The organism is Pseudomonas sp. KBN12P06040, from assembly GCF_037574965.1.
GTDB classification, from domain to species: Bacteria; Pseudomonadota; Gammaproteobacteria; order Pseudomonadales; family Pseudomonadaceae; genus Pseudomonas; species Pseudomonas aeruginosa.
On record NZ_JBBELS010000001.1, the window covers coordinates 12,576 to 38,495 of the forward strand.

The 25,920-nt window shown below is 60.1% G+C and carries 17 protein-coding genes and 2 pseudogenes; 10 read left to right on the forward strand and 9 right to left on the reverse strand.

The window, feature by feature from the left end:
* Window positions 1-133 precede the first annotated feature (133 nt).
* The 9 genes from VQ067_RS00075 to rpmH all read right to left on the reverse strand — a co-directional run bounded on the left by VQ067_RS00075 (window position 134) and on the right by rpmH (window position 9,511).
* On the reverse strand, window positions 134-1,006 hold the full coding sequence (locus VQ067_RS00075) for a ParB/RepB/Spo0J family partition protein (RefSeq protein ID WP_003100240.1): 873 nt from the start codon (window positions 1,004-1,006) through the stop codon (window positions 134-136).
* 9 nt (window positions 1,007-1,015) lie between these two features.
* Window positions 1,016-1,804 carry a chromosome partitioning protein Soj gene (soj, locus tag VQ067_RS00080; RefSeq protein ID WP_003097243.1) on the reverse strand — a complete coding sequence of 263 codons (789 nt, stop codon included), beginning with the start codon at window positions 1,802-1,804 and terminating at the stop codon, window positions 1,016-1,018.
* An 18-nt stretch (window positions 1,805-1,822) separates the two neighbouring features.
* On the reverse strand, window positions 1,823-2,467 hold the full coding sequence (rsmG, locus tag VQ067_RS00085) for a 16S rRNA (guanine(527)-N(7))-methyltransferase RsmG (RefSeq protein ID WP_033989981.1): 645 nt from the start codon (window positions 2,465-2,467) through the stop codon (window positions 1,823-1,825).
* The gene (gene mnmG, locus VQ067_RS00090; protein ID WP_003100244.1) at window positions 2,467-4,359 is read right to left on the reverse strand and encodes a tRNA uridine-5-carboxymethylaminomethyl(34) synthesis enzyme MnmG; all 1,893 of its coding nucleotides are present in this window, start codon (window positions 4,357-4,359) and stop codon (window positions 2,467-2,469) included. The genes rsmG and mnmG overlap by 1 nt, the downstream gene beginning before the upstream one ends.
* A 473-nt stretch (window positions 4,360-4,832) precedes the next feature.
* Window positions 4,833-5,057, reverse strand: a complete 225-nt coding sequence (locus VQ067_RS00095; RefSeq protein WP_015503905.1) for a hypothetical protein — start codon at window positions 5,055-5,057, stop codon at window positions 4,833-4,835.
* A gap of 482 nt (window positions 5,058-5,539) precedes the next feature.
* On the reverse strand, window positions 5,540-6,907 hold the full coding sequence (gene mnmE / locus VQ067_RS00100; RefSeq protein WP_003122297.1) for a tRNA uridine-5-carboxymethylaminomethyl(34) synthesis GTPase MnmE: 1,368 nt from the start codon (window positions 6,905-6,907) through the stop codon (window positions 5,540-5,542).
* Window positions 6,908-6,977: 70 nt separating this feature from the next.
* Window positions 6,978-8,714: a membrane protein insertase YidC gene (gene yidC, locus VQ067_RS00105; protein ID WP_003097255.1), complete on the reverse strand. Its 1,737-nt coding sequence runs from the start codon at window positions 8,712-8,714 to the stop codon at window positions 6,978-6,980.
* Between the two features lie 240 nt (window positions 8,715-8,954).
* Complete coding sequence (rnpA, locus tag VQ067_RS00110) at window positions 8,955-9,362, reverse strand: ribonuclease P protein component (protein WP_023092815.1); 408 nt, start codon at window positions 9,360-9,362, stop codon at window positions 8,955-8,957.
* Between the two features lie 14 nt (window positions 9,363-9,376).
* Complete coding sequence (gene rpmH, locus VQ067_RS00115) at window positions 9,377-9,511, reverse strand: 50S ribosomal protein L34 (RefSeq protein ID WP_003100258.1); 135 nt, start codon at window positions 9,509-9,511, stop codon at window positions 9,377-9,379.
* Window positions 9,512-10,036: 525 nt separating this feature from the next.
* Between rpmH and dnaA the strand changes: the two genes are divergently transcribed.
* The 10 genes and pseudogenes from dnaA (at window position 10,037) to VQ067_RS00165 (ending at window position 25,867) form a co-directional block, all read left to right on the forward strand.
* Window positions 10,037-11,581 carry a chromosomal replication initiator protein DnaA gene (dnaA, locus tag VQ067_RS00120; protein ID WP_003109151.1) on the forward strand — a complete coding sequence of 515 codons (1,545 nt, stop codon included), beginning with the start codon at window positions 10,037-10,039 and terminating at the stop codon, window positions 11,579-11,581.
* 28 nt (window positions 11,582-11,609) lie between these two features.
* Window positions 11,610-12,713 (forward strand): DNA polymerase III subunit beta, encoded by a 1,104-nt coding sequence (gene dnaN, locus VQ067_RS00125; RefSeq protein WP_003097262.1) that lies wholly within the window; start codon window positions 11,610-11,612, stop codon window positions 12,711-12,713.
* 9 nt (window positions 12,714-12,722) lie between these two features.
* Window positions 12,723-13,825 (forward strand): annotated as a pseudogene (gene recF, locus VQ067_RS00130) (DNA replication/repair protein RecF).
* 3 nt (window positions 13,826-13,828) lie between these two features.
* Complete coding sequence (gene gyrB / locus VQ067_RS00135; protein ID WP_003097268.1) at window positions 13,829-16,249, forward strand: DNA topoisomerase (ATP-hydrolyzing) subunit B; 2,421 nt, start codon at window positions 13,829-13,831, stop codon at window positions 16,247-16,249.
* Between the two features lie 567 nt (window positions 16,250-16,816).
* Window positions 16,817-21,697 (forward strand): DEAD/DEAH box helicase, encoded by a 4,881-nt coding sequence (locus VQ067_RS00140; RefSeq protein ID WP_003109152.1) that lies wholly within the window; start codon window positions 16,817-16,819, stop codon window positions 21,695-21,697.
* A gap of 410 nt (window positions 21,698-22,107) precedes the next feature.
* Window positions 22,108-22,359 carry a hypothetical protein gene (locus VQ067_RS00145; protein WP_020751060.1) on the forward strand — a complete coding sequence of 84 codons (252 nt, stop codon included), beginning with the start codon at window positions 22,108-22,110 and terminating at the stop codon, window positions 22,357-22,359.
* Between the two features lie 152 nt (window positions 22,360-22,511).
* A pseudogene (locus tag VQ067_RS00150) lies at window positions 22,512-23,649 on the forward strand (IS3-like element ISPa32 family transposase).
* 15 nt (window positions 23,650-23,664) lie between these two features.
* The gene (locus VQ067_RS00155; protein WP_079280283.1) at window positions 23,665-24,096 is read left to right on the forward strand and encodes a DUF2220 domain-containing protein; all 432 of its coding nucleotides are present in this window, start codon (window positions 23,665-23,667) and stop codon (window positions 24,094-24,096) included.
* Between the two features lie 101 nt (window positions 24,097-24,197).
* On the forward strand, window positions 24,198-25,283 hold the full coding sequence (locus VQ067_RS00160) for an ATP-binding protein (RefSeq protein WP_003111988.1): 1,086 nt from the start codon (window positions 24,198-24,200) through the stop codon (window positions 25,281-25,283).
* Between the two features lie 23 nt (window positions 25,284-25,306).
* Window positions 25,307-25,867 carry a winged helix-turn-helix domain-containing protein gene (locus VQ067_RS00165; protein WP_003111989.1) on the forward strand — a complete coding sequence of 187 codons (561 nt, stop codon included), beginning with the start codon at window positions 25,307-25,309 and terminating at the stop codon, window positions 25,865-25,867.
* Window positions 25,868-25,920: the final 53 nt, after the last annotated feature.

Here is a 25,920-nt window from a genome sequence, read left to right on the forward strand (position 1 = left end):
GTGTCGGCACTGCCAAATCAACGACTTGGCATAAAAAGTGCCCACAAAATAGCGCGCAGAGTATAGGGGGGGAGTCCCCCCTGTTCAACTGGCTGGTAGTGATTTCCGACTACCCGCTACAACCCAAAGTGTGTCAACGGATGTGGGCGAGGACGCCCTGCAGTTCATCCAGGGAGCTGTAGCGGATGACCAGCTGTCCCTTGCCCTTCTGACCATGCCGGATCTGCACCGAAGCGCCCAGGCGCTCGGCCAGGCGCTGTTCCAGGCGGGCGATGTCCGGGTCGCTCTTGACCGGTCCCGCAGGCTTGCCCGGGGCATGCGTCCACTGCCGAACCAGGGCTTCGGTCTGACGTACGGTCAGCCCATGTGCGACAACATGTCGCGCCCCTTCCACCTGCCGTTCTGCCGGCAGACCGAGGAGCGCACGGGCATGGCCCATCTCCAGGTCGCCATGGGAAAGCAAGGTCTTGATCTCTTCCGGCAGGCCGATCAGGCGCAGCAGGTTGGTAATGGTCGCGCGCGACTTGCCGACCGCTTCCGCGACCTGCTGCTGGGTCAGCTGGAACTCCTGCTGCAAGCGCTGCAGGGCAGCGGCTTCCTCGATCGGGTTGAGGTCCTCGCGCTGGATGTTCTCGATCAGCGCCATGGCGATGGCCGCTTCGTCCGGCACGTCGCGCACCAGCGCCGGGATCTTTTCCAGTCCGGCCTGCTGGCTGGCCCGCCAGCGCCGCTCGCCGGCGATGATCTCGTAGCGGCCATTGGCGATCGGCCGCACCACGATGGGCTGCATCACGCCCTGGGCCTTGATCGACTGCGCCAGTTCCTCCAGCGCCTGAGGGTCCATGTCGCGACGCGGCTGGTACTTGCCGCGCTGCATCAGGTCGAGGGGGATCTGCTGCAACTCGCGGCGGTCGGCCTGTACGGCTTCTTCCTGCAGTTTGGCGGGACTCGAGCCGCCCAGCAGGGCATCGAGCCCGCGTCCCAGTCCACGTTTCTTGGCTGCCATGCGGGTTCCTTATGCGGTTGCGGCGCGGCCTTTGGCGCGCTGGCGGCGGACCAGCTCGCCGGCCAGCGCCAGGTAGGCGATGGCGCCGCGGGATTGCTTGTCGTAAACCAGCGCCGGCATGCCGAAGCTGGGGGCTTCGGCGAGGCGCACGTTACGCGGGATGACGGTGCTGTAGAGGGTGTCGCCGAAATGCTCCTGCAACTGCGCGGAGACATCGTTGGTCAGGCTGATGCGCGGATCGTACATGGTCCGCAACAGGCCCTCGATCTTCAGCGTCGGGTTGAGCAACTGGCCGATGCGCTGGATGCTGTTCATCAGGTCGGTCAGTCCCTCCAGCGCGTAGTACTCGCACTGCATGGGGATGATCACGCCGTCGGCGGCGGTCAGCGCGTTGACGGTGAGCATCGACAGCGACGGCGGGCAGTCGATGAGGATGTAGTCGTAGTTCTCGCGGATCGGCGCCAGCGCGTTGCGCAGGCGATTTTCCTTCATGTCCATTTCCAGCAGCACCACTTCCGCGGCGGTCAGGTCGCGGTTGGCCGGCAACAACTGGTAGCCGCCGTGTTCGGAGAACTGCATGGCCTCGGCGAGGTTGCACTCGCCGGTGAGCACGTCGTAGATGGAGTGCTCCAGGTTGTGCTTGTCGATGCCGCTGCCGGTGGTGGCGTTGCCCTGGGGATCCAGGTCCAGCAGGAGGACGCGGCGCTTGGTCGCCACGAGGGAGGCCGCGAGGTTGATACAGGTCGTGGTCTTGCCGACACCGCCTTTCTGGTTGGCGATCGCGAATACCTTAGCCATGGTTATCCCTGTTCCCCCTCATGCTGTGCGCCGCAGTATCAGCAGATGCCGCTGACCTTGGCAACCGGGTACCGCCAGCGCGTGCTCGGCTTCGACCCGGAAATCCTCCGGGAGTGCCGCCAGCTCTTCGTTCGGATGCACGCCCTTCATCGCCAGCCAGCGGGTTTCCTGGCCACCGAGGTGGCGGGTCCAGTTGGCGAAGTCCTCCAGGCTGCTGAAAGCGCGGGAAACGATGCCATCGAAGGGGCTCTCGGGACGGAAGGCTTCCACCCGGCTGTGCACGACTTCGAGGTTGGCCAGCTTCAGCTCGAGCTTCACCTGGGTCAGGAAGCGGGTCTTCTTGCCGTTGCTGTCGAGCAGGGTCAGGCGCTTTTCCGGGAACAGGATGGCCAGCGGCACGCCGGGCATGCCGCCGCCGCTGCCGACATCCAGCCAGTTATCCCCAGCCTCGGCGTAAGGCACGATGCTCAGGCTGTCGAGCAGGTGGCGCGAAACCATCTCGTCCGGGTCGCGCACGGCGGTCAGGTTGTAAGCCTTGTTCCATTTGATCAGCAGGGCCAGATAGGCCAGCAGCTGGCGTTGCTTGTCGGCGTCGAGAGCGACGCCTAGCTCGTCAGCACCGCACGCGAGTTCGTCGGCGTGGTGTTGGGTTACCGCAGACATCAAGCGCTCTGCTCCAGTTGGCGGCCAGAGGCACGCTTCTTCAGGTGGATCAACAACAGCGAAATCGCAGCCGGCGTGACGCCGGGGATTCGCGAAGCCTGTCCGAGGGTTTCCGGACGGGCCTGGTTCAGCTTGTTCTGGATTTCCTTCGACAGGCCGGAAATTCCCAGGTAATCGATATCCACAGGCAGGCGGGTATCTTCGCTGGCGCGCAGCCGGGCGATTTCCTCCTGCTGGCGGTCGATGTAGCCGGCGTACTTGGTGCGAATCTCCACCTGCTCGGCCACCTGGGGGTTATCCACAGCGTCGCCGGTGATCTCCACCAGGCCGGCGTAATCGATCTCGGGGCGGCTCAGCAGGTTGAGCAGGTTGTATTCATGGGTCAGCGGCGTACCGAAACGCTCGGCGATGGCGTCGCCCTGCGGGGTATTCGGCCGCACCCAGGTGCTCTTCAGCCGCTGTTCCTCGCGTTCGATACCTTCGCGCTTGGCTTCGAAGGCAGCCCAGCGCCGATCGTCGACAAGGCCCAGCTCGCGTCCCTTCTCGGTGAGACGCAGGTCGGCGTTGTCCTCGCGGAGGATCAGGCGGTATTCCGCCCGCGAGGTGAACATGCGGTACGGCTCCTGGGTGCCGAGCGTGATCAGGTCGTCCACCAGCACGCCGATGTAGGCCTCGTCACGGCGCGGGCACCAGCTGTCCTTGCCCTGCGAACGCAACGCAGCATTGGCGCCGGCCAGCAGGCCCTGGGCGCCTGCTTCCTCGTAGCCGGTGGTGCCGTTGATCTGGCCGGCGAAGAACAGGCCGCCGATGACCTTGGTCTCCAGGCTGTACCTGAGATCGCGGGGATCGAAGAAGTCGTACTCGATCGCATAGCCCGGCCGCACGATGTGGGCGTTTTCCATGCCACGGATGGAACGCACGATCTGCAGTTGCACGTCGAACGGCAGGGACGTGGAAATGCCGTTGGGATACAGCTCGTGGGTCGTCAGGCCTTCCGGCTCGAGGAAGACCTGGTGGCTTTCCTTGTCGGCGAAGCGATGGATCTTGTCTTCGATCGACGGGCAGTAGCGCGGGCCGATGCCTTCGATCACACCGGAATACATCGGCGAACGATCGAGGTTGGCGGCGATGATCTCGTGGGTCCGTGCGTTGGTATGGGTGATCCAGCAACTGACCTGCTCGGGATGCTGTTCCTTCGAACCAAGGAAGGACATCACCGGGATCGGCGTGTCGCCCGGCTGCTCGGTCATCACCGAGAAGTCCACGCTGCGCCCGTCGATCCGCGGCGGCGTACCGGTCTTCAGACGGCCGACCCGCAGCGGCAATTCACGCAGACGCCGTGCCAGTGCGATGGACGGTGGGTCGCCGGCGCGTCCGCCGGAGTAGTTCTCCAGGCCTATGTGGATAAGTCCGCCGAGGAAGGTGCCGGTAGTCAGGACCACGTTGTCAGCATGGAAGCGCAGGCCCATCTGGGTCACTACGCCGCGGACCTGATCCTGCTCGACGATCAGGTCGTCGCAGGCCTGCTGGAATATCCACAGGTTCGGCTGGTTTTCCAGTGTATGGCGGATAGCGGCCTTATAGAGCACGCGATCGGCTTGTGCACGAGTGGCGCGCACTGCCGGCCCCTTGCGGCTGTTAAGGATGCGGAACTGGATACCGCCCTTGTCGGTGGCTTCGGCCATGGCGCCGCCAAGGGCGTCGATTTCCTTGACCAGATGGCTCTTGCCGATGCCGCCGATGGCGGGGTTGCAGCTCATCTGCCCCAGGGTTTCCACATTGTGGGTCAACAGCAGGGTTTTCACACCCATGCGCGCAGCCGCGAGTGCGGCTTCGGTGCCTGCATGGCCACCGCCGATCACGATTACGTCAAAACGGGTAGGGAAATCCACCACGCACCTCGGCCTGTTCAGAAGCAGGAATTCAGGAAAGCCGGACAGTATAAGGATTTAGCGAACCTGAATGAAGACTCCTGGACAAAAAATAGCCAATCCAGATCGAGGGAGCAAAACGGCTCGGCGGGCTTACAAAAAATAAAAGGAAAGGAATGTTTATATCTTTTTAGAACTTGTGTTTATTATTTGGCAGCGGCTTTTCTGTTGATAAGTACGTCGAGCCCAGTAAATACATAGCCTGTAGCGAATGATAAGGCTGTCCCAAACCCTATATGGGCCCTGTTGATAAGCGTTTTTTAGCTGTGGATGGAATGGCTCGTTATCAACATGTGGAGTTATGCACAGAGCTTCGGCGGGTTTATCTACCCTCCTGTCCCTGGGGTTTTCCACAGGTTTCAGGCGAGCGTATCCGGGCCGCGGCAGGACCGCAGCCAGGTAGGAAGAAGGAGATGGAAAGGCGTGGGAACGGCTCAGTCGTTGCCGCTTTCCAGCGTATCGATGGACGACGACAGGCGCTCGAAGCGGCGCTTGGCGGAGACCTGGAAATCCCGCTCGGAGCCCTCGCTAGCGGGTTTGCGCAGCAGTAGCCGAGCACTGAGCCCGCTAGTGCGGTCGTAACTGCCGAACCAGTCGATCATCTGTCCGACATGGCATTCGCCGCCGAGCCATACCGCCAGGTTGGCTACGATCTCCATGTTGTAGTGTCCGAGTGCTCGCCCTGGGACGCCTTGGGAGCCGAAGGCGAGGGCCGCGCCTGACCGGTATCGACGGAGTCCAGGGTCTGCCACAGCTCTTTTCGCAGAATCTCTTCCAGGCTTGTGGATAAACCGCTTACCGGGTTGTCTTGCGTGCACGGAACGTCCCGGCGTGTGGCGATAGCGCCAGGCGGGACAACGGGATAGATACGCCGTTCGAGAGGGAGATTGACCACAGCGCAGCGCCTTCGTGGACGCCGGATCGGAGCGCGGTGCCTGTGCATAAACCTCTCCCAGGTGGATATCCAACCCATGCAGACCGACATCGGCGCAGATGGTTTTCTCGGGGACGAAGCGGCGCGCCGGCAATCCATGCCTGCGTGGTTGAGTGCCGGCGGCAAGGGGCACAGTGAAAGGAAAGTACGCAGAACCGGAGCGAACCTTGCCCTGGTTATCCACAACTCGGCGTGGGCCGAGCCCCATTACTTGCCGATGCAGAAACTCGAGAAGATGCGACCCAGCAGGTCATCGGGGGTGAATGCGCCGGTGATTTCACCCAGGTGCTGCTGGGCCTGGCGCAGATCCTCGGCCAGCAGCTCGCCTGCGCCATTGTGGATAAGTTGGCTGTGGCCATGCTCCAGCGCCTGGCCAGCCTGGCGCAGCGCCTCCAGGTGGCGCCGGCGGGCGCTGAAACCGCTTTCCGCGGTCTGTTCGAAGCCCATGCAGGCCTTCAGGTGTTCGCGCAGCAGCTCCAGGCCGGCGCCGGTGCGCGCCGAGAGGGTGATGGTGACGTGGCCGTCCGCGCTTTCCTCGAGGCCAATGGACTCTGTGGACAAATCCGCCTTGTTGCGGATCAGGGTGACCTTGCCCGGTTCCGGTCGCTGGTCGAGAAACTCCGGCCATAGGGAAAACGGGTCCGCTGCTTCCGGGGCGGTGGCGTCCACCACCAGCAGCACGCGATCGGCTTCGCCGATGGCTTTCAGCGCACGTTCCACGCCGATCTTTTCCACATGGTCCTCGGTATCCCGCAGGCCTGCGGTGTCCACCACATGCAGGGGCATGCCATCGATGTGGATATGTTCGCGCAGTACATCGCGGGTGGTGCCGGCTATGTCCGTGACGATGGCCGCCTCGCGACCGGCCAGGGCATTCAGCAGGCTGGACTTGCCGGCATTCGGTCGTCCGGCGATGACCACGGTCATGCCGTCGCGCAGCAGGGCGCCTTGGGAAGCTTCGCGCTGCACTGTGGATAATTCTGTGCGTACTTTTTCCAGAAGCCCCAGTACATGGCCATCGGCGAGGAAGTCGATTTCTTCCTCGGGGAAGTCGATGGCGGCTTCGACATAGATGCGCAGGGAAATCAGTTGCTCGGTCAATGCATGTACCCGGCGCGAGAATTCGCCCTGCAGGGAACGCAATGCATTGCGCGCGGCCTGCTCCGAGCTGGCCTCGATCAGATCGGCGATGGCTTCGGCCTGGGCCAGGTCGAGCTTGTCGTTTAGGAACGCGCGCTCGCTGAACTCGCCCGGTCGCGCCTGGCGGGCGCCCAGTTCCAGACAACGCTGCACCAGCAGGTCGAGTACCACGGGGCCGCCGTGCCCCTGCAGTTCGAGTACGTCTTCGCCGGTGAACGAGTTCGGGCCGGGGAAATACAGTGACAGGCCTTCGTCGATCACCTGCCCACCGGCATCGAGGAACGGTCCGTAATGCGCATGCCGGGCTTTCAGCTGGCGTCCGCTCACGGCCACGGCCATCTGTCCGGCGAGGGGGCCGGAGACGCGAACGATTCCCACGCCGCCGCGGCCCTGGGCAGTAGCTATCGCGACGATGGTTTCGGTGGCGGCTTGCATGTGGATATCTCCGGATAGCAAGACGCCCCTCGAGGGGGCGTCTTGTTGTGGACAGTTTTCGCGATAGACGTCAGGCGGTCTTCGCGGCTGCCTCGATCTTGCGGGTAATGTACCACTGCTGAGCGATCGACAGGCAGTTGTTGACCACCCAGTACAGCACCAGACCGGCTGGGAACCAGAGGAAGAAGAAGGTGAAGATGATCGGCATCAGCTTCATCACCTTGGCCTGCATCGGGTCCGGCGGGGTCGGGTTGAGCATCTGCTGGATCAGCATGGTGCCGCCCATGACGATCGGCAGGATGAAGAACGGATCCTTCACCGACAGGTCGGTGATCCAGCCGAGCCACGGCGCCTGGCGCATTTCCACGCTTTCCAGGAGTACCCAGTAGAGGGAGAGGAAGACCGGCATCTGGACCAGGATCGGCAGGCAGCCGCCTAGCGGATTGATCTTCTCCTTCTTGTACAGCTCCATCATCGCCTGGGACATCTTCTGCCGATCGTCGCCGTGCTGTTCCTTGATCGCCTGCATCTTCGGCGACACCGCGCGCATGCGCGCCATCGAACGGTAGCTGGCGGCGGACAACGGGAAGAAGGCCAGCTTGATCAGGACGGTCAGGGCGATGATCGACCAGCCCCAGTTGCCGATCAGGCTGTGGATATGTTGCAGCAGCCAGAAGATCGGCTGGGCGATGAACCAGAGGAAACCGTAGTCGACGGTCAGTTCCAGGCCCGGGGAGAGTTCCTTCAGGTGCTTCTGGAGTTTCGGGCCGGCATACAGGGTCAGGTCGGTTTCCACCTTGCTACCCGCCGGAACGCTCAGGGTCGGGCCGGTGAAACCGACGATGTAGTTGCCCTGGCCGTCCTTGCGGGTCATGACCTGGTGCTGCTCGCCCTTGGTCGGAACCCAGGCGGTCACGAAGTAGTGTTGCAGCCAGGCGACCCAGCCACCCTGCACGGACTCCTTGAACTGTTCCTTGTCCATGTCCTTGGTGGAGATCTTCTTGTACGGCGAATCCGGGGTCCAGACCGCGGCGCCGAGGTAGGTGGACACCCCGGTGGCGGTGGTCGAGGACGGGTCGGCGCTGCCGTCGCGCTTGAGCTGGGCGAACAGGTTGCCGCTCCAGGTCTTGCCGCTCTGGTTGTCGATCAGGTAGCTGACGCCGACCTGATAGGCGTTTTCATTGATGCACTCGATCTTCTTCTGAGCCTTTTCCTTGTCCGAGCAATCGGCTTTCAGGCCACGGTGGAAGGTGAAGCGCTTGATGTAGTTGACACCGTCGTGGCTGAAGCTCAGGTCCACGACCAGTTCGTTCTGGCCGTCGGCCAACTGGTAGCTGCTCTGCGCACTGTGGAACAGCGGGCGGCCGGCGCTGCTGGCGTCCGGGCCGTCGGCACCGGTGAGGCCGCTCTGCGCCAGGTAGGTACGTTCGCGACCGTTGTCGAACAGCGGGAACGGCACGTCCGGACGGTCCAGGCGGCGCGGATACTGCAACAGGCCGAGCTGGACGATATCGCCGCCACGGGGATCGATGGCCAGGTCGAGGACGTCGGTCTTCACCTGGATCAGCTTGTCGCTGACCGCAACCGGCTTGTCGGCGGCTTCGCTGCCGGCCGCACTGCTCTGGGCAGTGGGAACGTCACTGCTGGTGCCCGAGGCGGACGGAGTGTCCGGCAGGCCTTGCGTGGTGTTCATCGAAGCGCTGGCGGCGGGCAGCTCAGGCTGACCGTAATCCTTGTTCCACTGGAGAACCAGCAGGTAGGACACGACTGCAAGGGCGACGATGAGAATCGAGCGTTGAATGTCCATGGTTACTCGGCCATCGAGAAAGGGCGGGGCTTGAAGGAAACTGACAGTAGCAGATCGTGGCTACGGGATTGCCAGTGATGGAGCCGAGTGGAGGAAACCGCACTCGGGCGACCATTGCGTCGCGGGCCATGCTGCGCGATAGCCTCGTACGCTAGGGAAGTACAACTTGGCTGGGAACGACGGTGCCGGGTCATCGAAGGGGGGATGACACTACAGGGATCGGGATGCGCGGGCATCGACCTATGCATGAGTACCGTCGGCCACGCCAGGGGCGTCAGCAGGGCTTTCCGTGCGAGGTCGATTGCGCAACAGGCGTTTCCAGAGCTTGCCGAACTGCTGGTGCAGCTCCGGATTTTCCAGTTCGCCCAGGCCTTTGCGCGCGATCACCACGATATCCCAGCCAGCCAGGACTTCCTGGTTATGGCGGAACGATTCGCGGATCAGGCGTTTGAGGCGATTGCGCTGGACGGCGAGCTTGACGTTCTTCTTGCCGATCACCAGGCCCAGCCGGGGGTGATCGAGACCGTTCTCGCGCGCCAGCAGCAGGACGTGCTTGCCGGGGACCTTGCCGGTCGGAGAGTCGAAGACTGCGCTGAATTGCCGGGCTGTCAGTAGACGCTTGTCCCGGTCGAAGTCCCGACTCACCACCCGTACCGGATAAATCAGACGGTCAGACGCTTACGGCCTTTGGCGCGACGACGCGACAGAACCTGACGGCCGTTCTTGGTGGCCATACGGGCGCGGAAACCGTGGACGCGAGCGCGCTTGAGGGTGCTGGGTTGGAAAGTACGTTTCATGATTCGGTACCTGGGTTGACGACTTGAGGTCGCAGTGACCCCGTTTAAAGAGACCGGCGATTCTAGTGAAATCGAACGGGCAGGTCAATTTCCAACCAGCGATGACGTAATAGATAGATACAAGGAAGTCATTTTTCTTTTAAAGGATAGAAACGGTTAATGCTCTTGGGACGGCGCTTTTCTGTGCATAACTCGATGAAGCCCAGCAACTGCGTGTTTCTCCGGCAGGCAAAAGGTTGTCGAGAACCGGTGTCGAGGCTGTTTCCTTCCTGAGCGAAGCCTGGGGATGAACGAGATGGTTATCCACAGCGTTTTTTTCCACACGGCTGTGCGCAGGGATGTACCCCCTTCAAAGCAAGGGTTATCCACAAAGTCCAGGACGACCGTCCGTCGGCCTGCCTGCTTTTATTAAGGTCTTGATTTGCTTGGGGCCTCAGCGCATCGGCATGTGGATAAGTCCGGCCCATCCGGCTACAATAGGCGCCTATTTCGTTGTGCCGCCTTTCCAATCTTTGGGGGATATCCGTGTCCGTGGAACTTTGGCAGCAGTGCGTGGATCTTCTCCGCGATGAGCTGCCGTCCCAACAATTCAACACCTGGATCCGTCCCTTGCAGGTCGAAGCCGAAGGCGACGAATTGCGTGTGTATGCACCCAACCGTTTCGTCCTCGATTGGGTGAACGAGAAATACCTCGGTCGGCTTCTGGAACTGCTCGGTGAACGCGGCGAGGGTCAGTTGCCCGCCCTTTCCTTATTAATAGGCAGCAAGCGTAGCCGTACGCCGCGCGCCGCCATCGTCCCATCGCAGACCCACGTGGCTCCCCCGCCTCCGGTTGCTCCGCCGCCGGCGCCAGTGCAGCCGGTATCGGCCGCGCCCGTGGTGGTGCCACGTGAAGAGCTGCCGCCAGTGACGACGGCTCCCAGCGTGTCGAGCGACCCCTACGAGCCGGAAGAGCCCAGCATCGATCCGCTGGCCGCCGCCATGCCGGCCGGAGCCGCGCCTGCGGTACGCACCGAGCGCAACGTCCAGGTCGAAGGCGCGCTGAAGCACACCAGCTATCTCAACCGTACCTTCACCTTCGAGAACTTCGTCGAGGGCAAGTCCAACCAGTTGGCCCGCGCCGCCGCCTGGCAGGTGGCGGACAACCTCAAGCACGGCTACAACCCGCTGTTCCTCTACGGTGGCGTCGGCCTGGGCAAGACCCACCTGATGCATGCGGTGGGCAACCACCTGCTGAAGAAGAACCCGAACGCCAAGGTGGTCTACCTGCATTCGGAACGTTTCGTCGCGGACATGGTGAAGGCCTTGCAGCTCAACGCCATCAACGAATTCAAGCGCTTCTACCGCTCGGTGGACGCACTGTTGATCGACGACATCCAGTTCTTCGCCCGTAAGGAGCGCTCCCAGGAGGAGTTCTTCCACACCTTCAATGCCCTTCTCGAAGGCGGCCAGCAGGTGATCCTCACCAGCGACCGCTATCCGAAGGAAATCGAAGGCCTGGAAGAGCGGCTGAAATCCCGCTTCGGCTGGGGCCTCACGGTGGCCGTCGAGCCGCCGGAACTGGAAACCCGGGTGGCGATCCTGATGAAGAAGGCTGAGCAGGCGAAGATCGAGCTGCCGCACGATGCGGCCTTCTTCATCGCCCAGCGCATCCGTTCCAACGTGCGTGAACTGGAAGGTGCGCTGAAGCGGGTGATCGCCCACTCGCACTTCATGGGCCGGCCGATCACCATCGAGCTGATTCGCGAGTCGCTGAAGGACCTGTTGGCCCTTCAGGACAAGCTGGTCAGCATCGACAACATCCAGCGCACCGTCGCCGAGTACTACAAGATCAAGATATCCGATCTGTTGTCCAAGCGGCGTTCGCGTTCGGTGGCGCGCCCGCGCCAGGTGGCCATGGCGCTCTCCAAGGAGCTGACCAACCACAGCCTGCCGGAGATCGGCGTGGCCTTCGGCGGTCGGGATCACACCACGGTGTTGCACGCCTGTCGTAAGATCGCTCAACTTAGGGAATCCGACGCGGATATCCGCGAGGACTACAAGAACCTGCTGCGTACCCTGACAACCTGACGCAGCCCACGAGGCAAGGGACTAGACCATGCATTTCACCATTCAACGCGAAGCCCTGTTGAAACCGCTGCAACTGGTCGCCGGCGTCGTGGAACGCCGCCAGACATTGCCGGTTCTCTCCAACGTCCTGCTGGTGGTCGAAGGCCAGCAACTGTCGCTGACCGGCACCGACCTCGAGGTCGAACTGGTTGGTCGCGTGGTACTGGAAGATGCCGCCGAACCCGGCGAGATCACCGTACCGGCGCGCAAGCTGATGGACATCTGCAAGAGCCTGCCGAACGACGTGCTGATCGACATCCGTGTCGAAGAGCAGAAACTCCTGGTGAAGGCCGGGCGTAGCCGCTTCACTCTGTCCACCCTGCCGGCCAACGATTTCCCCACCGTAGAGGAAGGTCCCGGCTCGCTGAACTTCAGCATTGCCCAGAGCAAGCTGCGTCGCCTGATCGACCGCACCAGCTTCGCCATGGCCCAGCAGGACGTGCGTTACTACCTCAACGGCATGCTGCTGGAAGTGAACGGCGGCACCCTGCGCTCCGTCGCCACCGACGGCCACCGACTGGCCATGTGCTCGCTGGATGCGCAGATCCCGTCGCAGGACCGCCACCAGGTGATCGTGCCGCGCAAAGGCATCCTCGAACTGGCTCGTCTGCTCACCGAGCAGGACGGCGAAGTCGGCATCGTCCTGGGCCAGCACCATATCCGTGCCACCACTGGCGAATTCACCTTCACTTCGAAGCTGGTGGACGGCAAGTTCCCGGACTACGAACGCGTACTGCCGCGCGGTGGCGACAAGCTGGTGGTCGGCGACCGCCAGCAACTGCGCGAAGCCTTCAGCCGTACCGCGATCCTCTCCAACGAAAAGTACCGCGGCATTCGCCTGCAGCTTTCCAACGGTTTGCTGAAAATCCAGGCGAACAACCCGGAGCAGGAGGAGGCCGAGGAAGAAGTGCAGGTCGAGTACAACGGCGGCAACCTGGAGATCGGCTTCAACGTCAGTTACCTGCTCGACGTGCTGGGTGTGATCGGTACCGAGCAGGTCCGCTTCATCCTTTCCGATTCCAACAGCAGCGCCCTGGTCCACGAGGCCGACAATGACGATTCTGCCTATGTCGTCATGCCGATGCGCCTCTAATCACGCTGAATGTCCCTGACCCGCGTTTCGGTCACCGCGGTGCGCAACCTGCACCCGGTGACCCTCTCCCCCTCCCCTCGCATCAACATCCTCTACGGCGATAATGGCAGCGGCAAGACCAGTGTGCTCGAAGCCATCCACCTGCTGGGCCTGGCGCGTTCATTCCGCAGTGCGCGCTTGCAGCCGGTGATCCAGTATGAGGAAGCGGCCTGCACCGTATTCGGCCAGGTGATGTTGGCCAACGGCATCGCCAGCAACCTGGGGATTTCCCGTGAGCGCCAGGGCGAGTTCACCATCCGCATCGATGGGCAGAACGCCCGGAGTGCGGCTCAATTGGCGGAAACTCTCCCACTGCAACTGATCAACCCGGACAGCTTTCGGTTGCTCGAGGGAGCGCCGAAGATCCGGCGACAGTTCCTCGATTGGGGAGTGTTCCACGTGGAACCTCGGTTTCTGCCCGTCTGGCAGCGCCTGCAGAAGGCGCTGCGCCAGCGGAACTCCTGGCTCCGGCATGGTAAACTGGACCCCGCGTCGCAAGCGGCCTGGGACCGGGAATTGAGCCTGGCCAGCGATGAGATCGATGCCTACCGTAGAAGCTATATCCAGGCGTTGAAACCGGTATTCGAGGAAACACTCGCCGAATTGGTTTCACTGGATGACCTGACCCTTAGCTACTACCGAGGCTGGGACAAGGACCGGGACCTCCTGGAGGTTCTGGCTTCCAGCCTGTTGCGCGACCAGCAGATGGGCCACACCCAGGCGGGACCGCAGCGTGCGGATCTTCGCATACGGTTGGCAGGTCATAACGCCGCGGAGATTCTCTCGCGCGGTCAGCAGAAGCTGGTGGTATGCGCCCTGCGCATCGCCCAAGGCCATCTGATCAATCGCGCCAAGCGCGGACAGTGCGTCTACCTGGTGGACGACCTGCCCTCGGAATTGGATGAGCAGCATCGAATGGCTCTTTGCCGCTTGCTTGAAGATTTGGGTTGCCAGGTATTCATCACCTGCGTGGACCCGCAACTATTGAAAGACGGCTGGCGCACGGATACGCCGGTATCCATGTTCCACGTGGAACATGGAAAAGTCTCTCAGACCACGACCATCGGGAGTGAAGCATGAGCGAGAACAACACGTACGACTCTTCCAGCATCAAGGTGCTGAAGGGGCTGGATGCCGTACGCAAGCGCCCCGGCATGTACATCGGCGACACCGACGATGGCACCGGTCTGCACCACATGGTGTTCGAGGTGGTGGATAACTCCATCGACGAAGCGCTGGCCGGTTACTGCAGCGAAATCAGCATCACCATCCATACGGATGAGTCGATCACTGTCCGCGACAATGGACGCGGTATTCCGGTGGATATCCACAAGGAAGAAGGGGTTTCTGCGGCGGAAGTGATCATGACCGTCCTCCACGCCGGCGGCAAGTTCGACGACAACACCTACAAAGTGTCCGGCGGCTTGCACGGTGTGGGCGTCTCGGTGGTGAACGCGCTGTCCCATGAGCTGCGCCTGACCATCCGTCGCCACAACAAGGTCTGGGAACAGGTCTACCACCACGGCGTTCCGCAGTTCCCACTGCGCGAAGTGGGCGAGACCGATGGCTCCGGTACCGAAGTTCACTTCAAGCCGTCCCCGGAGACCTTCAGCAACATCCACTTCAGTTGGGACATCCTGGCCAAGCGCATCCGCGAACTGTCCTTCCTCAACTCCGGCGTCGGCATCCTGCTGCGCGACGAGCGTACCGGCAAGGAGGAGCTGTTCAAGTACGAAGGCGGTCTGAAGGCCTTCGTCGAGTACTTGAACACCAACAAGACCGCGGTGAACGAGGTATTCCACTTCAACGTCCAGCGTGAAGAGGACGGCGTGGGTGTGGAAGTCGCCTTGCAGTGGAACGACAGCTTCAACGAGAACCTGCTCTGCTTCACCAACAACATCCCGCAGCGTGATGGCGGCACCCACCTGGCCGGTTTCCGTTCGGCGCTGACGCGTAACCTGAACAACTACATCGAGGCCGAAGGCCTGGCGAAGAAATTCAAGATCGCCACCACCGGCGACGATGCCCGCGAAGGCCTCACCGCGATCATCTCGGTGAAGGTACCGGACCCGAAGTTCAGCTCGCAGACCAAGGACAAGCTGGTCTCCTCCGAGGTGAAGACCGCGGTGGAACAGGAGATGGGCAAGTACTTCGCCGACTTCCTGCTGGAGAATCCCAACGAAGCCAAGGCCGTGGTCGGCAAGATGATCGACGCCGCCCGTGCCCGTGAAGCCGCGCGCAAGGCGCGCGAGATGACCCGCCGCAAGGGCGCGCTGGACATCGCCGGCCTGCCCGGCAAACTGGCCGATTGCCAGGAAAAGGACCCGGCGCTCTCCGAACTGTACATCGTGGAGGGTGACTCCGCGGGCGGTTCCGCCAAGCAGGGCCGCAATCGCCGGACCCAGGCGATCCTGCCGCTCAAGGGCAAGATCCTCAACGTCGAGAAGGCACGCTTCGACAAGATGCTCTCCTCCCAGGAGGTCGGTACGCTGATCACCGCCCTGGGCTGTGGCATCGGCCGCGAGGAGTACAACATCGACAAGCTGCGCTACCACAACATCATCATCATGACCGATGCTGACGTCGACGGTTCGCACATCCGCACCCTGCTGTTGACCTTCTTCTTCCGCCAGATGCCCGAGCTGATCGAGCGTGGCTACATCTACATCGCCCAGCCACCGTTGTACAAGGTCAAGCGCGGCAAGCAGGAGCAGTACATCAAGGACGACCAGGCCATGGAAGAGTACATGACCCAGTCGGCCCTGGAAGACGCCAGCCTGCACGTCAACGAGCACGCTCCGGGCCTGTCCGGGGCGGCGCTGGAGAAACTGGTCAACGAGTATCGCGGGGTGATCGCCACCCTCAAGCGCCTGTCGCGCCTGTACCCCCAGGAGCTGACCGAGCACTTCATCTACCTGCCTACCGTGTCGGTGGACGACCTGGCTAACGAGTCGGCCATGCAAGGCTGGTTGGAGAAGTTCCAGGCGCGCCTGACCGCCGCCGAGAAGTCTGGCCTGACCTACAAGGCCAGCCTGCGCGAAGACCGCGAGCGCCACCTGTGGCTGCCCGAGGTGGAACTGGTGGCCCACGGCCTGTCCAGCTACGTCACCTTCAACCGTGACTTCTTCGCCAGCAATGACTACCGCTCGGTGTCGCTGCTCGGCGACCAGCTGAACAGCCTGCTGGAAGACGGCGCCTACGTGCAGAAGGGTGAGCGCAAGCGCCCGATCAGCGCCTTCAAGGACGGCCTGGACTGGCTGATGGCCGAAGGTACCAAGCGCCACAGCATCCAGCGATACAAGGGGTTGGGCGAGATGAACCCTGAGCAGCTGTGGGAAACCACCATGGATCCGAACGTCCGGCGCATGCTCAAGGTGACCATCGAGGACGCCATCGCCGCCGACCAGATCTTCAACACCCTGATGGGCGATGCCGTGGAGCCGCGCCGCGACTTCATCGAAAGCAACGCGCTGGCGGTGTCGAACCTGGACGTGTGACAGGTTGTCGACGGGCAGGTTAATTGGCATGATTTAACGAGTTACTGTCATGACAATTTCTGTCACTACCCCGGCCTAGCGCCGGGGTTTTTCTTTGTAGATCAGGCTCTTCGGCATAGCCACACAATCACACATAGGCGAGCTGTGTAGTGAAGCTACAAGGAAGAGGCGGAAAATCTCGTTTTGGCGTGGACGATTCTGGGAGATTCGACGGGACAGCTAGGGCGCTTCAATTTATGCAAATCAAAAGGGCATCGCCCATCAAGTCATCACTGATGGGCAGCACGATGCGACACGCTTGCGGCTTCTTTAAAACGAACCGCATGCTGATGTGCCCTGCCACCCTGCCACCCTGCCACCCTGCCACCCTGCCTGGAGGTGGGCAAAGTTATTTGCCCTTTCGGCCAAAGTCAAGCGTTTCGGCCAAAGTTAATGAGCAGAGTAAAACCCCGGTAGATCTTGCATCTGCTGGGGTTTTCTTTTGGCTGATCCCAAAGACACCTGTTGATAAGATGGAAAGATTTAGCGCCTGAGATCTGCGCTAGCTGTAATCAAAAGGAATTCGCAATGTCTGCCCTCTCCGCTCTGCTCCATACCTTTCGTTCCGCCTCCGTCACCGAGCGCGAAAAAGGCACCTACTTCGAGGAGCTGATTTGCGCCTACCTGCGCAACGAAGCCACCTACCGCGATCTGTACGACAAGGTGTGGACATACGCCGACTGGGCCAAGGAACAGGGCCTCAGCGGTAAGGACGCGGGCATCGACCTAGTGGCGCGCACCCAGGGCACCGGCGAGTACCACGCCATTCAGTGCAAGCTCTACGCCGAGGACTACAAAGTCCAGAAGAAGGACATCGACAGCTTCTTCACCGCCTCGGGCAAGGCACCGTTCTCGCACCGCGTCATCGTAACCACGACAAACAATTGGAGTGAGCATGCCGAGGACGCCTTGCAGGGCCAGCAGCCTCCGGTTAGCAAGATCGACCTGCAAGCCTTAGAGGACAGCCAGGTCGACTGGGCTAAATACCAGCCCAACCAGGCGGTGGTGCTAAAGGCGCGCAAGCAGCTGCGCGATCACCAGCAGACTGCACTGAACGCCGTGGTTGCCGGCTTGAAGGATGCCGAGCGTGGCAAGCTGATCATGGCTTGCGGTACCGGCAAGACTTTCACCAGTCTGAAAATCGCCGAGCAGCAGGCCGGCAAGGGCAAGCGTGTACTGTTCCTGGTGCCCAGCCTGTCGCTGCTGTCACAGACCCTCACCGAGTGGACGCAGGAAAGCGCAACCCTACTCCACAGTTTTGCGGTCTGTTCCGATAGCGACGTAGGTAAGAAACGCAAGGCAGAGGATGACGCGGTTCAGGTGTTTACCCACGAACTGCGTTATCCAGCCACCACTAAGGCGGATCGCCTCGCGTCGGAAATGCTCAAGCGCCACGATGCCGAGCACATGAGCGTGGTGTTCTCCACCTATCACTCCATCGACGTGATCAGCCGCGCCCAGGCAGATCATGGCCTGCCAGCTTTCGATCTGGTGATCTGTGACGAAGCGCACCGCACTACCGGCGCCACCTTTGGCGATGATGACGAAAGCAACTTTGTGCGCATTCATGATGGTGACTACATCCGCGCGGCCAAACGCCTGTACATGACCGCTACGCCTCGCATCTACGGTGACAGCGCCAAGATCAAAGCTGAGTCCGGCGAAGTCACCCTGTGCTCGATGGATGACGAGGCGCTATATGGCAAAGAGCTGTTCGTCATCAACTTCTCCGAGGCAGTCCAGCGCGGCCTGCTCACCGACTACAAAGTGCTGGTACTCACCGTCGAGGAGAGCACCATCAGCCGTCGCCTTCAGGACATGCTGAAGGACGAGAACAACCAGCTCAAGGTGGATGACGCGGCCAAGATCGTCGGCTGCTGGAAGGCATTGGCTAAGCAGGGCCTGCATGAGCAACTGATTGGTGACGACGAGCCGATGAAGCGTGCCGTGGCGTTCTGTCAGGTCATTTCACCCAACTACAAAGGCACCAAGCACAAGGTCAGCTCGATCAACATTGCCAGCATGTTCCAAGCGGTGGTCGAGGCCTATCAGGAATCTGAAGAGATTGACGAAGCCTCGCGCCTCATCTGCGAGGCCGAGCACGTGGATGGCGGCATGAATGCCAGTGCCAAGGAAGCCAAGCTCAACTGGCTGAAGGAAGAACCTCTGGCAAACACCTGCCGCATCCTCAGCAACGTACGCTGCCTGTCTGAGGGCGTGGACGTGCCGGCGTTGGATGCCGTGCTCTTCCTCACCCCGCGTAACTCCCAGGTGGATGTGGTGCAGTCCGTTGGCCGCGTGATGCGCAACGCACCGGGCAAGAAGCGCGGCTATGTGGTGCTGCCGGTGGTCATCCCGGCAGGCATGGAGCCCCACGAAGCGCTCAACGACAACCAGACTTACAAGGTGGTCTGGCAGGTGCTCCAAGCGCTGCGCTCGCACGATGACAGCTTCGACGCCATGGTCAACAAGCTCGACCTGATCGGCTCAGACCCTCGCAAGATGGAAGTTATTGCCATCACCGACAAGGCCGAGAAGAACGCCAAGAAAGCCACAGGCACCACCAACGGCAAAGCTGGCAAAGGCCAGTACGGGATCGGTAGCAAGAACCATGATGTTCCCGGCCAGATGACTCAGCAGGCTGAGCTGACCTACGAGGTCGGCGAAATCGAGAAGGCCATCTACGCCAAGATCGTCGAGAAGTGCGGCAACCGCCACCATTGGGAAGACTGGGCCAACGACATCGCCAAGATCGCTCGCACCCATATCGACCGTATCCAGGGCATTCTGGAGAACCCGGCCAACACCCAGGAGCAGGCCGCTTTCAACGTATTTGCCGCCGAGTTGCGCGACGACCTCAACGACAGTATCAGCGACGGCGAGATTGTCGAAATGCTCGCCCAGCATCTGGTTACCAAGCCAGTATTCGACGCACTGTTCGATGAGTACAGCTTTGCTAGCCACAACCCCATGTCCAAGGCCATGCAAGGCGTGCTGGACGCGCTCCACGAGCATCACCTAGCCAAGGAAGCTGACACCCTGGAGAAGTTCTACGCCAGCGTGCGTCAGCGCGCTGCCGGCATCGACAATGCCCAGGGAAAACAGAAGATCATCGTTGAGCTGTACGACAAGTTCTTCCGCAATGCCTTCCCAAAGATGACCGAGCGCTTGGGCATCGTTTATACCCCGGTCGAGGTGGTCGACTTCATCCTTCACAGCGTCAACCATCTGCTGCAACAGGAGTTCGGTCAGACCCTGGGTAGTAAGGGCGTCCACATCATCGATCCCTTCACCGGTACCGGCACTTTCATCACGCGCCTGATTCAGTCGGGCCTGATCAAGCCGGAAGAGCTGCCACACAAGTACAAGCACGAAATCCACGCCAACGAGCTGGTGCTTCTGGCCTACTACATTGCCGCCATCAATATCGAAGCGGCCTATCACGGCGAAGTGATCGACGAATACACCCCGTTTGAAGGCATCTGCCTGACCGACACCTTCCAGATGTATGAAAAAGAAGATCTGATCGATGAAGTGCTGGTGGACAACAGCGCCCGCCGCAAGCGGCAGAAGGCGTTGGATATTCGAGTGATTGTGGGTAATCCGCCGTACTCAGTTGGGCAGAAGAGCGAGAACGACAACAACGATAACGTCGATTACCCCAAGCTGGATGCAGACATCCGCGCCACTTATGCAGCACGCTCCTCGGCCACGCTCGCCAAGGGGCTATATGACAGCTATATCCGCGCCATTCGCTGGGCCAGCAACCGCATTGGCGATACCGGAATCATTGGCTTTGTCACCAACGCTGGCTTTCTGGACGCCAACACCACCGATGGATTGCGCAAGTGCCTGGCGGATGAGTTCTCCAGCCTCTATGTGTTCCACCTGCGCGGCAACCAGCGCACCAGTGGTGAAACGTCACGTAAGGAGGGCGGGAAGATCTTCGGCAGTGGCAGCCGAGCTCCTATCGCCATATCACTGCTGGTCAAGAATCCGGCTGCGCAAGGTCACGGTCAGATCTACTTCCACGATATCGGCGACTATCTGAGCCGCGAAGAAAAGCTGGAGAAGGTAGCCGGTTACGCCAGCGTCGCTGGCATTGAGCAATGGCAGAGAATTACTCCAGACGAGCATGGAGACTGGCTGAAGCAGCGTGACAACAGTTTCAACCGATTCATCGTCTTGGGTGAAAAGAAAAGCGATGCGCCGAAGCTGTTTGAAAACTTCTCGCTGGGCGTTGTAACTAACCGCGATGCCTGGGCCTACAACGCCAGCCAGTCAAAGCTAGCAACCAACATGACCAGCATGATCGGCTTCTACAACGGTGAGGTAGAGCGTTTCAACGCGAAGTATTCGGGGCTGGATACCAAGGCCCGTCAGGCGCAGGTTGATGGATTCATCGACACCGATCCGACCCGAATCAGCTGGACGCATAACGTCAAACAGGATCTTGTCAGAAATCACATCTATGCCTTTGAAAGCGGAAACATGGTTTCTAGCCTGTATCGTCCTTTCACCAAGCAATGGTTGTATTACAACCGTCGCTTCAACGAGAGGGTTTACCAGATGCCACGCATCTTCCCCGATGCCGGAACGGAGAATTTGGTGATTGGGGTTTCTGCCGCTGGAGAGAAGGTAGCTTTTAGCGCTTTGATTTCACGCCATGTGCCCAGCCTTCACTTCGTGGATATCGAGGGCTCGCAATGCTTTCCGCTTTACCTCTACGACGAAGCTGCCCAAGCTTCAGATAGCGACCTTTTTGCCGAGCCGATTGATGGCGGCCTGCGCCGCCGCGATGCTGTGACTGACGCTGGCTTGGCGCATTTCCAGAGTGCCTACCCCGGTGAGTCGCTTAGTAAGGAAGACCTGTTCTACTACGTCTACGGCATCCTCCATTCCCCGGACTACCGCGAACGCTTTGCCGACAATCTGAGCAAGGAGCTGCCGCGCATTCCGGCAGTGAAGAAGGCTGCCGACTTCTGGGCCTTCAGCCAAGCGGGTCGCGCATTGGCCGATCTTCACCTGAACTATGAAACTGTCGAGCCGTATCCGCTGACCATCGAGGCCAAGAGCCCGCTCACCGGTGCTGATTACCGCGTAGAGAAGATGAAGTTCGCCAAGAAGGGAGACAAGAGCACGGTCATCTACAACCACCGCATCACCCTCAAGGATATCCCCAGAGCTGCTTGGGACTATGTCGTCAACGGAAAGGCTGCGCTGGACTGGGTGATGGAGCGGCAGGCCGTTCGTACAGACAAAGCCAGCGGCATCGTCAACGACGCCAACGACTGGGCCATCGAGACCATGGGTAACCCCAAGTACCCGCTGGAGTTGTTCCAGCGAGTAGTAACAGTAAGCTTGGAGACTACCAAGATTGTTAAGGGCCTCCCTCCCCTTGATATCTGATTCTATGAGGTCGCCGGCCAAGCGAAATGGACGGTGAAACTCAGCGGCTTGAAAACCGTTCCTCGGGTCTGTAGAAATACGAGGGCTGGGTGTTACCGGCCAGGTGCTCTTTAAACATGGTTATGAATCGGGCTTGCAGTTGGTGGTCAGGAAACTGGCCAGCTCTGGTGTTCTCCAGGGCTACCTTCGCCCCACAACCTGTCGTCACCCCGATGTGCTCAGCGCTGAGGGCCACGTGGCCAAGTCACGTGGTTATCAGCGAGGTCTCATCGGCTACACGACAGTACGGCGGCGGACGGCTTATCAATTCTTGATAAGCAGAACTGTGGTTTGTAGTGGCATCTTCAGCGTTCTCCTCGGCCCGGAATGCTTGGCGGCGGGGCATTTGCCCGGTCGACAGGAGATTAACCATGCGTTTTTTGAAGAAGCTGGACGGCGGCAACGCCAACCAGAATATGCACAACAATGAAGATGCCCGCGTCAATATCTCTTCTGCCCCCCAGCAGAAGGACAAGAAGGGAGAAGGTGTTAAGGCCAGAGCTGTTCAGGCAGCGCAGGTCGTAAAACGGATCCCCTACTATGTCTGGCTCTGGGAAAAAGCTGGCGAGGCCTGGGGTTGGGTCTGCGAACATGCAGAATCAATCCTTGAGGTAATCTCATGACGCAACAAACCACATCATTCGAATTCCAGTGAGGCCGATCCAGATGATCGGCCTCACGTCATTTTGGGATAGGACATGGATGCCTGACCTGCCCCCCGATTTCAGTACCACGTCAAACTTAGTAGAGTCCGTTTTCCGAGCAGGAGACGGCAGTGAAAAAGCGTTTTACCGAAGAGCAGATTCTCGACTTCCTCAAGCAGGCGGAGGCCGGTGTGCCGGTGAAGGAACTGTGTCGCCGACACGGCTTCAGTGATGCCTCGTTCTACACCTGGCGGGCCAAGTTTGGCGGTATGACCGTGGCGGACGCCAAACGGTTGAAGGATCTTGAACTGGAAAACAGCCGATTGAAGAAGTTGCTCGCCGAGGCCCACCTCGACATCGAGTCGCTGAAAGTGGTCGCCCGGAGAAAAGGGTAAGCCCGACAGCACGGCGGGAGGCGGTGCAGGAGATGCAGGCGCGAACCGGCATCTCCGAGCGTCGTGCCTGTCAGTTGATCGGGCTGTCCCGCTCGGTGTTGCGCTACCAGCCGCGAGCCAGTGTGCAAAACACCGAGCTGCAAGCCCAACTGGTGGAACTGGCCCAAGAGCGCCGGCGCTTTGGCTATCGCCGCCTGCACATCCTGCTGCGGCGTGCTGGCGTGCAGGTCAACCACAAGCGGATCTATCGCCTGTACCGCGCTGCCGGCTTGATGGTGAAACGGCGGCGCCGCCGCCATGGCGTCGCGGTGGAGCGCGAACGTCTGAGTTTGCCGAGCGCACCAAACCAGGTCTGGTCGATGGACTTCGTCTTCGATGCACTGAGCACCGGGCGGCGGATCAAATGCCTGACGGTGGTCGATGACTTCACCAAGGAGTCGGTCGGCATCCTGGTGGAGCACGGTATCAGCGGCTTCGTGTCACACGGGCGCTGGACGAGATGGCGCGGTTTCGCGGCTACCCGAAAGCGATCCGCACCGACCAGGGGCCCGAGTTCACCGGCAAGGCACTCGATCAATGGGCCTATCAGCGCGACATCAAGCTGAAGCTGATTCAGCCTGGTAAGCCCACGCAGAATGCCTTCATCGAGTCGTTCAACGGTAAGTTCCGGGACGAATGCCTCAATGAGCACTGGTTCTGTTCGCTGGCCGAAGCGAGAATCCGCATCGCGGCCTGGCGGCGGGATTACAACGAACACCGACCGCACAGCGCGATTGGCAATCTCACCCCGGCAGAATTTGCTGCAAGTTGGCGAACTCGCCAGCAGCAGCTGAAGCAGGAAAAATTAATATCAACCCCAGGGCCTACTAACTAGGCAGCGGTACTAAAACTGGGGGCAGGTCACGAGAACCTCCAGGCTGGCTACGGACTTCCTGAGCTACCAGGCACCATTGCGGTGTTCGGAGGAGGCGCAAATACCGCCTGGCTACAAGCCGAGTGGCTGAAGGATAGAAGGATAGGTTACTGGGGGGATCTCGATACATGGGGGCTGAAATTCCTCGCCGATGCACGATTGAGGCAGCCCCATGTTGAGGCCGTGATGATGGATCGCGACACGCTGATCGCCCATGTTGAGCGAGGGGTTTGCGAAGAGCGGCCAGCCGAGCTACCGGACTATGGCCTGACTCTTGCCGAGCGGTCCCTTTTTGAGGAGCTGCGCTCTGGTCGATACGGAGTTGGTCGACTAGAACAGGAGCGGTTGTCTCAAGACTACGTAGAGCAGCGACTTGCCGTCTGGCTTCATGCCATCGCTGCGTTATAGTGGCACTTGGCTGGTCTCTCAGTCCCCCGCACGGGGTTGCGAGTTGGCCTAGCTAGAAGAGCCTTTACTTAGCCAAGGAAATTAGGTGGTTTTTTGCTTTGATGATTGCTGAGATTGCCCGATTTCTCCGGGCGAACCCTGGAGCCAAGGGAAGAGAAATAGCTCGCCAACTAGGCCTGGATAAAGGGGTGGTTAACTCCCTTCTCTACAAGAACCCCAAGACATTTGCTCATGATGATGAGCAGCGCTGGTCACTGACTGAGCCGAACAAGCTGACTGTCGCTCTTGAGGAAGAGGCATGGGTGGGGGCCTCCTCATTTGAAAATTTGCTTGCAGTGACCGGATCGCCTCTGGATGAGACTTGCTCGGAGGTCGAGTTCGTCGTGCCTAAAGGCTGCAAGATCATGATCGATGCAGCTGCGCGCATCCTGGCCCTGTGCAATCAGTTAGTCATGCTAAGGAAAAGTGTGACGATTGACTTCAGCGCGTGCAAGACAACGCTGACTTACTTCAACCGACTAGGTTTTTTTGACCACTTAGCCGGTGCAGTGGGCGTCGTTCCGGCGCGCCCTTCCCAGTCTGGCGCAGTGACCCACCGCGGAAAAAATGACGGTGTGGTCGAGCTTGCTTCGATTGACCATCGTAATCCAGATGAGTCCATCCCCAAGCGCTTGAAAAATAGCCTCGTAAATTGTGCGGGCGAGCAGTATTCGCAGTCTGCTTTCACGTTCATTTCCGAGCTGTTTGGTAATGTCCGGGATCATGCAAAGTCAGAGATTCCGGGCTTTGCAGCTCTTCAGTACTATCCGAGAGGTGGGAAGATTCAGGTGGTGATCTCTGACAGCGGGATAGGCATCGTGGGAAGCCTTCAACCTGTTCTGGAGCACAAGTATCAGGAGCTTTTTCGTAGGCTCGACTTCTCGAAGCCTGAGGCTGGGGCAGAACTCGTTTTGCACGTTTTCAAGCAAGGTCGAGTCTCCAGCGCTAATGAAGACGGTAGAGGGCTCGGATTGAAACGCAGTGGTGACGTGGCAGCTAACTTCAACGCCACCGTCACGGTCAGGCAAAAAAACTTCGAGCTGACAATGATTTACAGCGGGGGACAGCTTAACGACAGCTACCCTCGCGTGGACATGCCGACCATCTTGGGAACCCACATCTGCTTCGACTTCTTAATTGACAGCTAAAGTCTCCTCGTTAAACTGAGCAAATGAATCAGAAATCGATCACTGTGAAGCTCATAGACTTCACCGAAGACGACCATCCCTTTGGCAACGTTCAGGGGAAGGCGACCTTTGGGAGGCTCACCGAGTTTGTTGACGCCCATCCCCAGTACTCCATTTTTGGAGTCTCCCTCGCCGGCATCGAAGCGACAGACGCATCCTTTCCACGAGAAAGCGTTGTTGCCGTAGCCAAGCTTTTCAAGGGGGAGCGTGGTTTTTTCCTGAAGGATCTCAAAAGTCGAGACCTACTGGACAACTGGAGCTATGCGGCTCAGGCCAAAGACATCCCTCTGACTGTCTGGACGAATGACGGTTACGACATTATCGGGCCAGAGATCAGCTCTTCCACGAGGGAGCTATTGGATTGCGTGCTGTCCCAGCGCTCGGTTACCGCAGCCAAGGTGGCAGAAACGCTGCAAATCTCCGTCCCTAATGCCAGCACCAAGCTGAAGAAGCTTAAGGACCAGGGGTACATCCTTAGGGCAGAAGAGGCAGCTGAGTCAGGCGGTATTGAATACGTCTACCTCGCCATCGGGGAATCTGCTTAAACAGCTTTACATATCCAGAATGAAGGCGTAGTCTCTGTACTGACTTCAGGGGT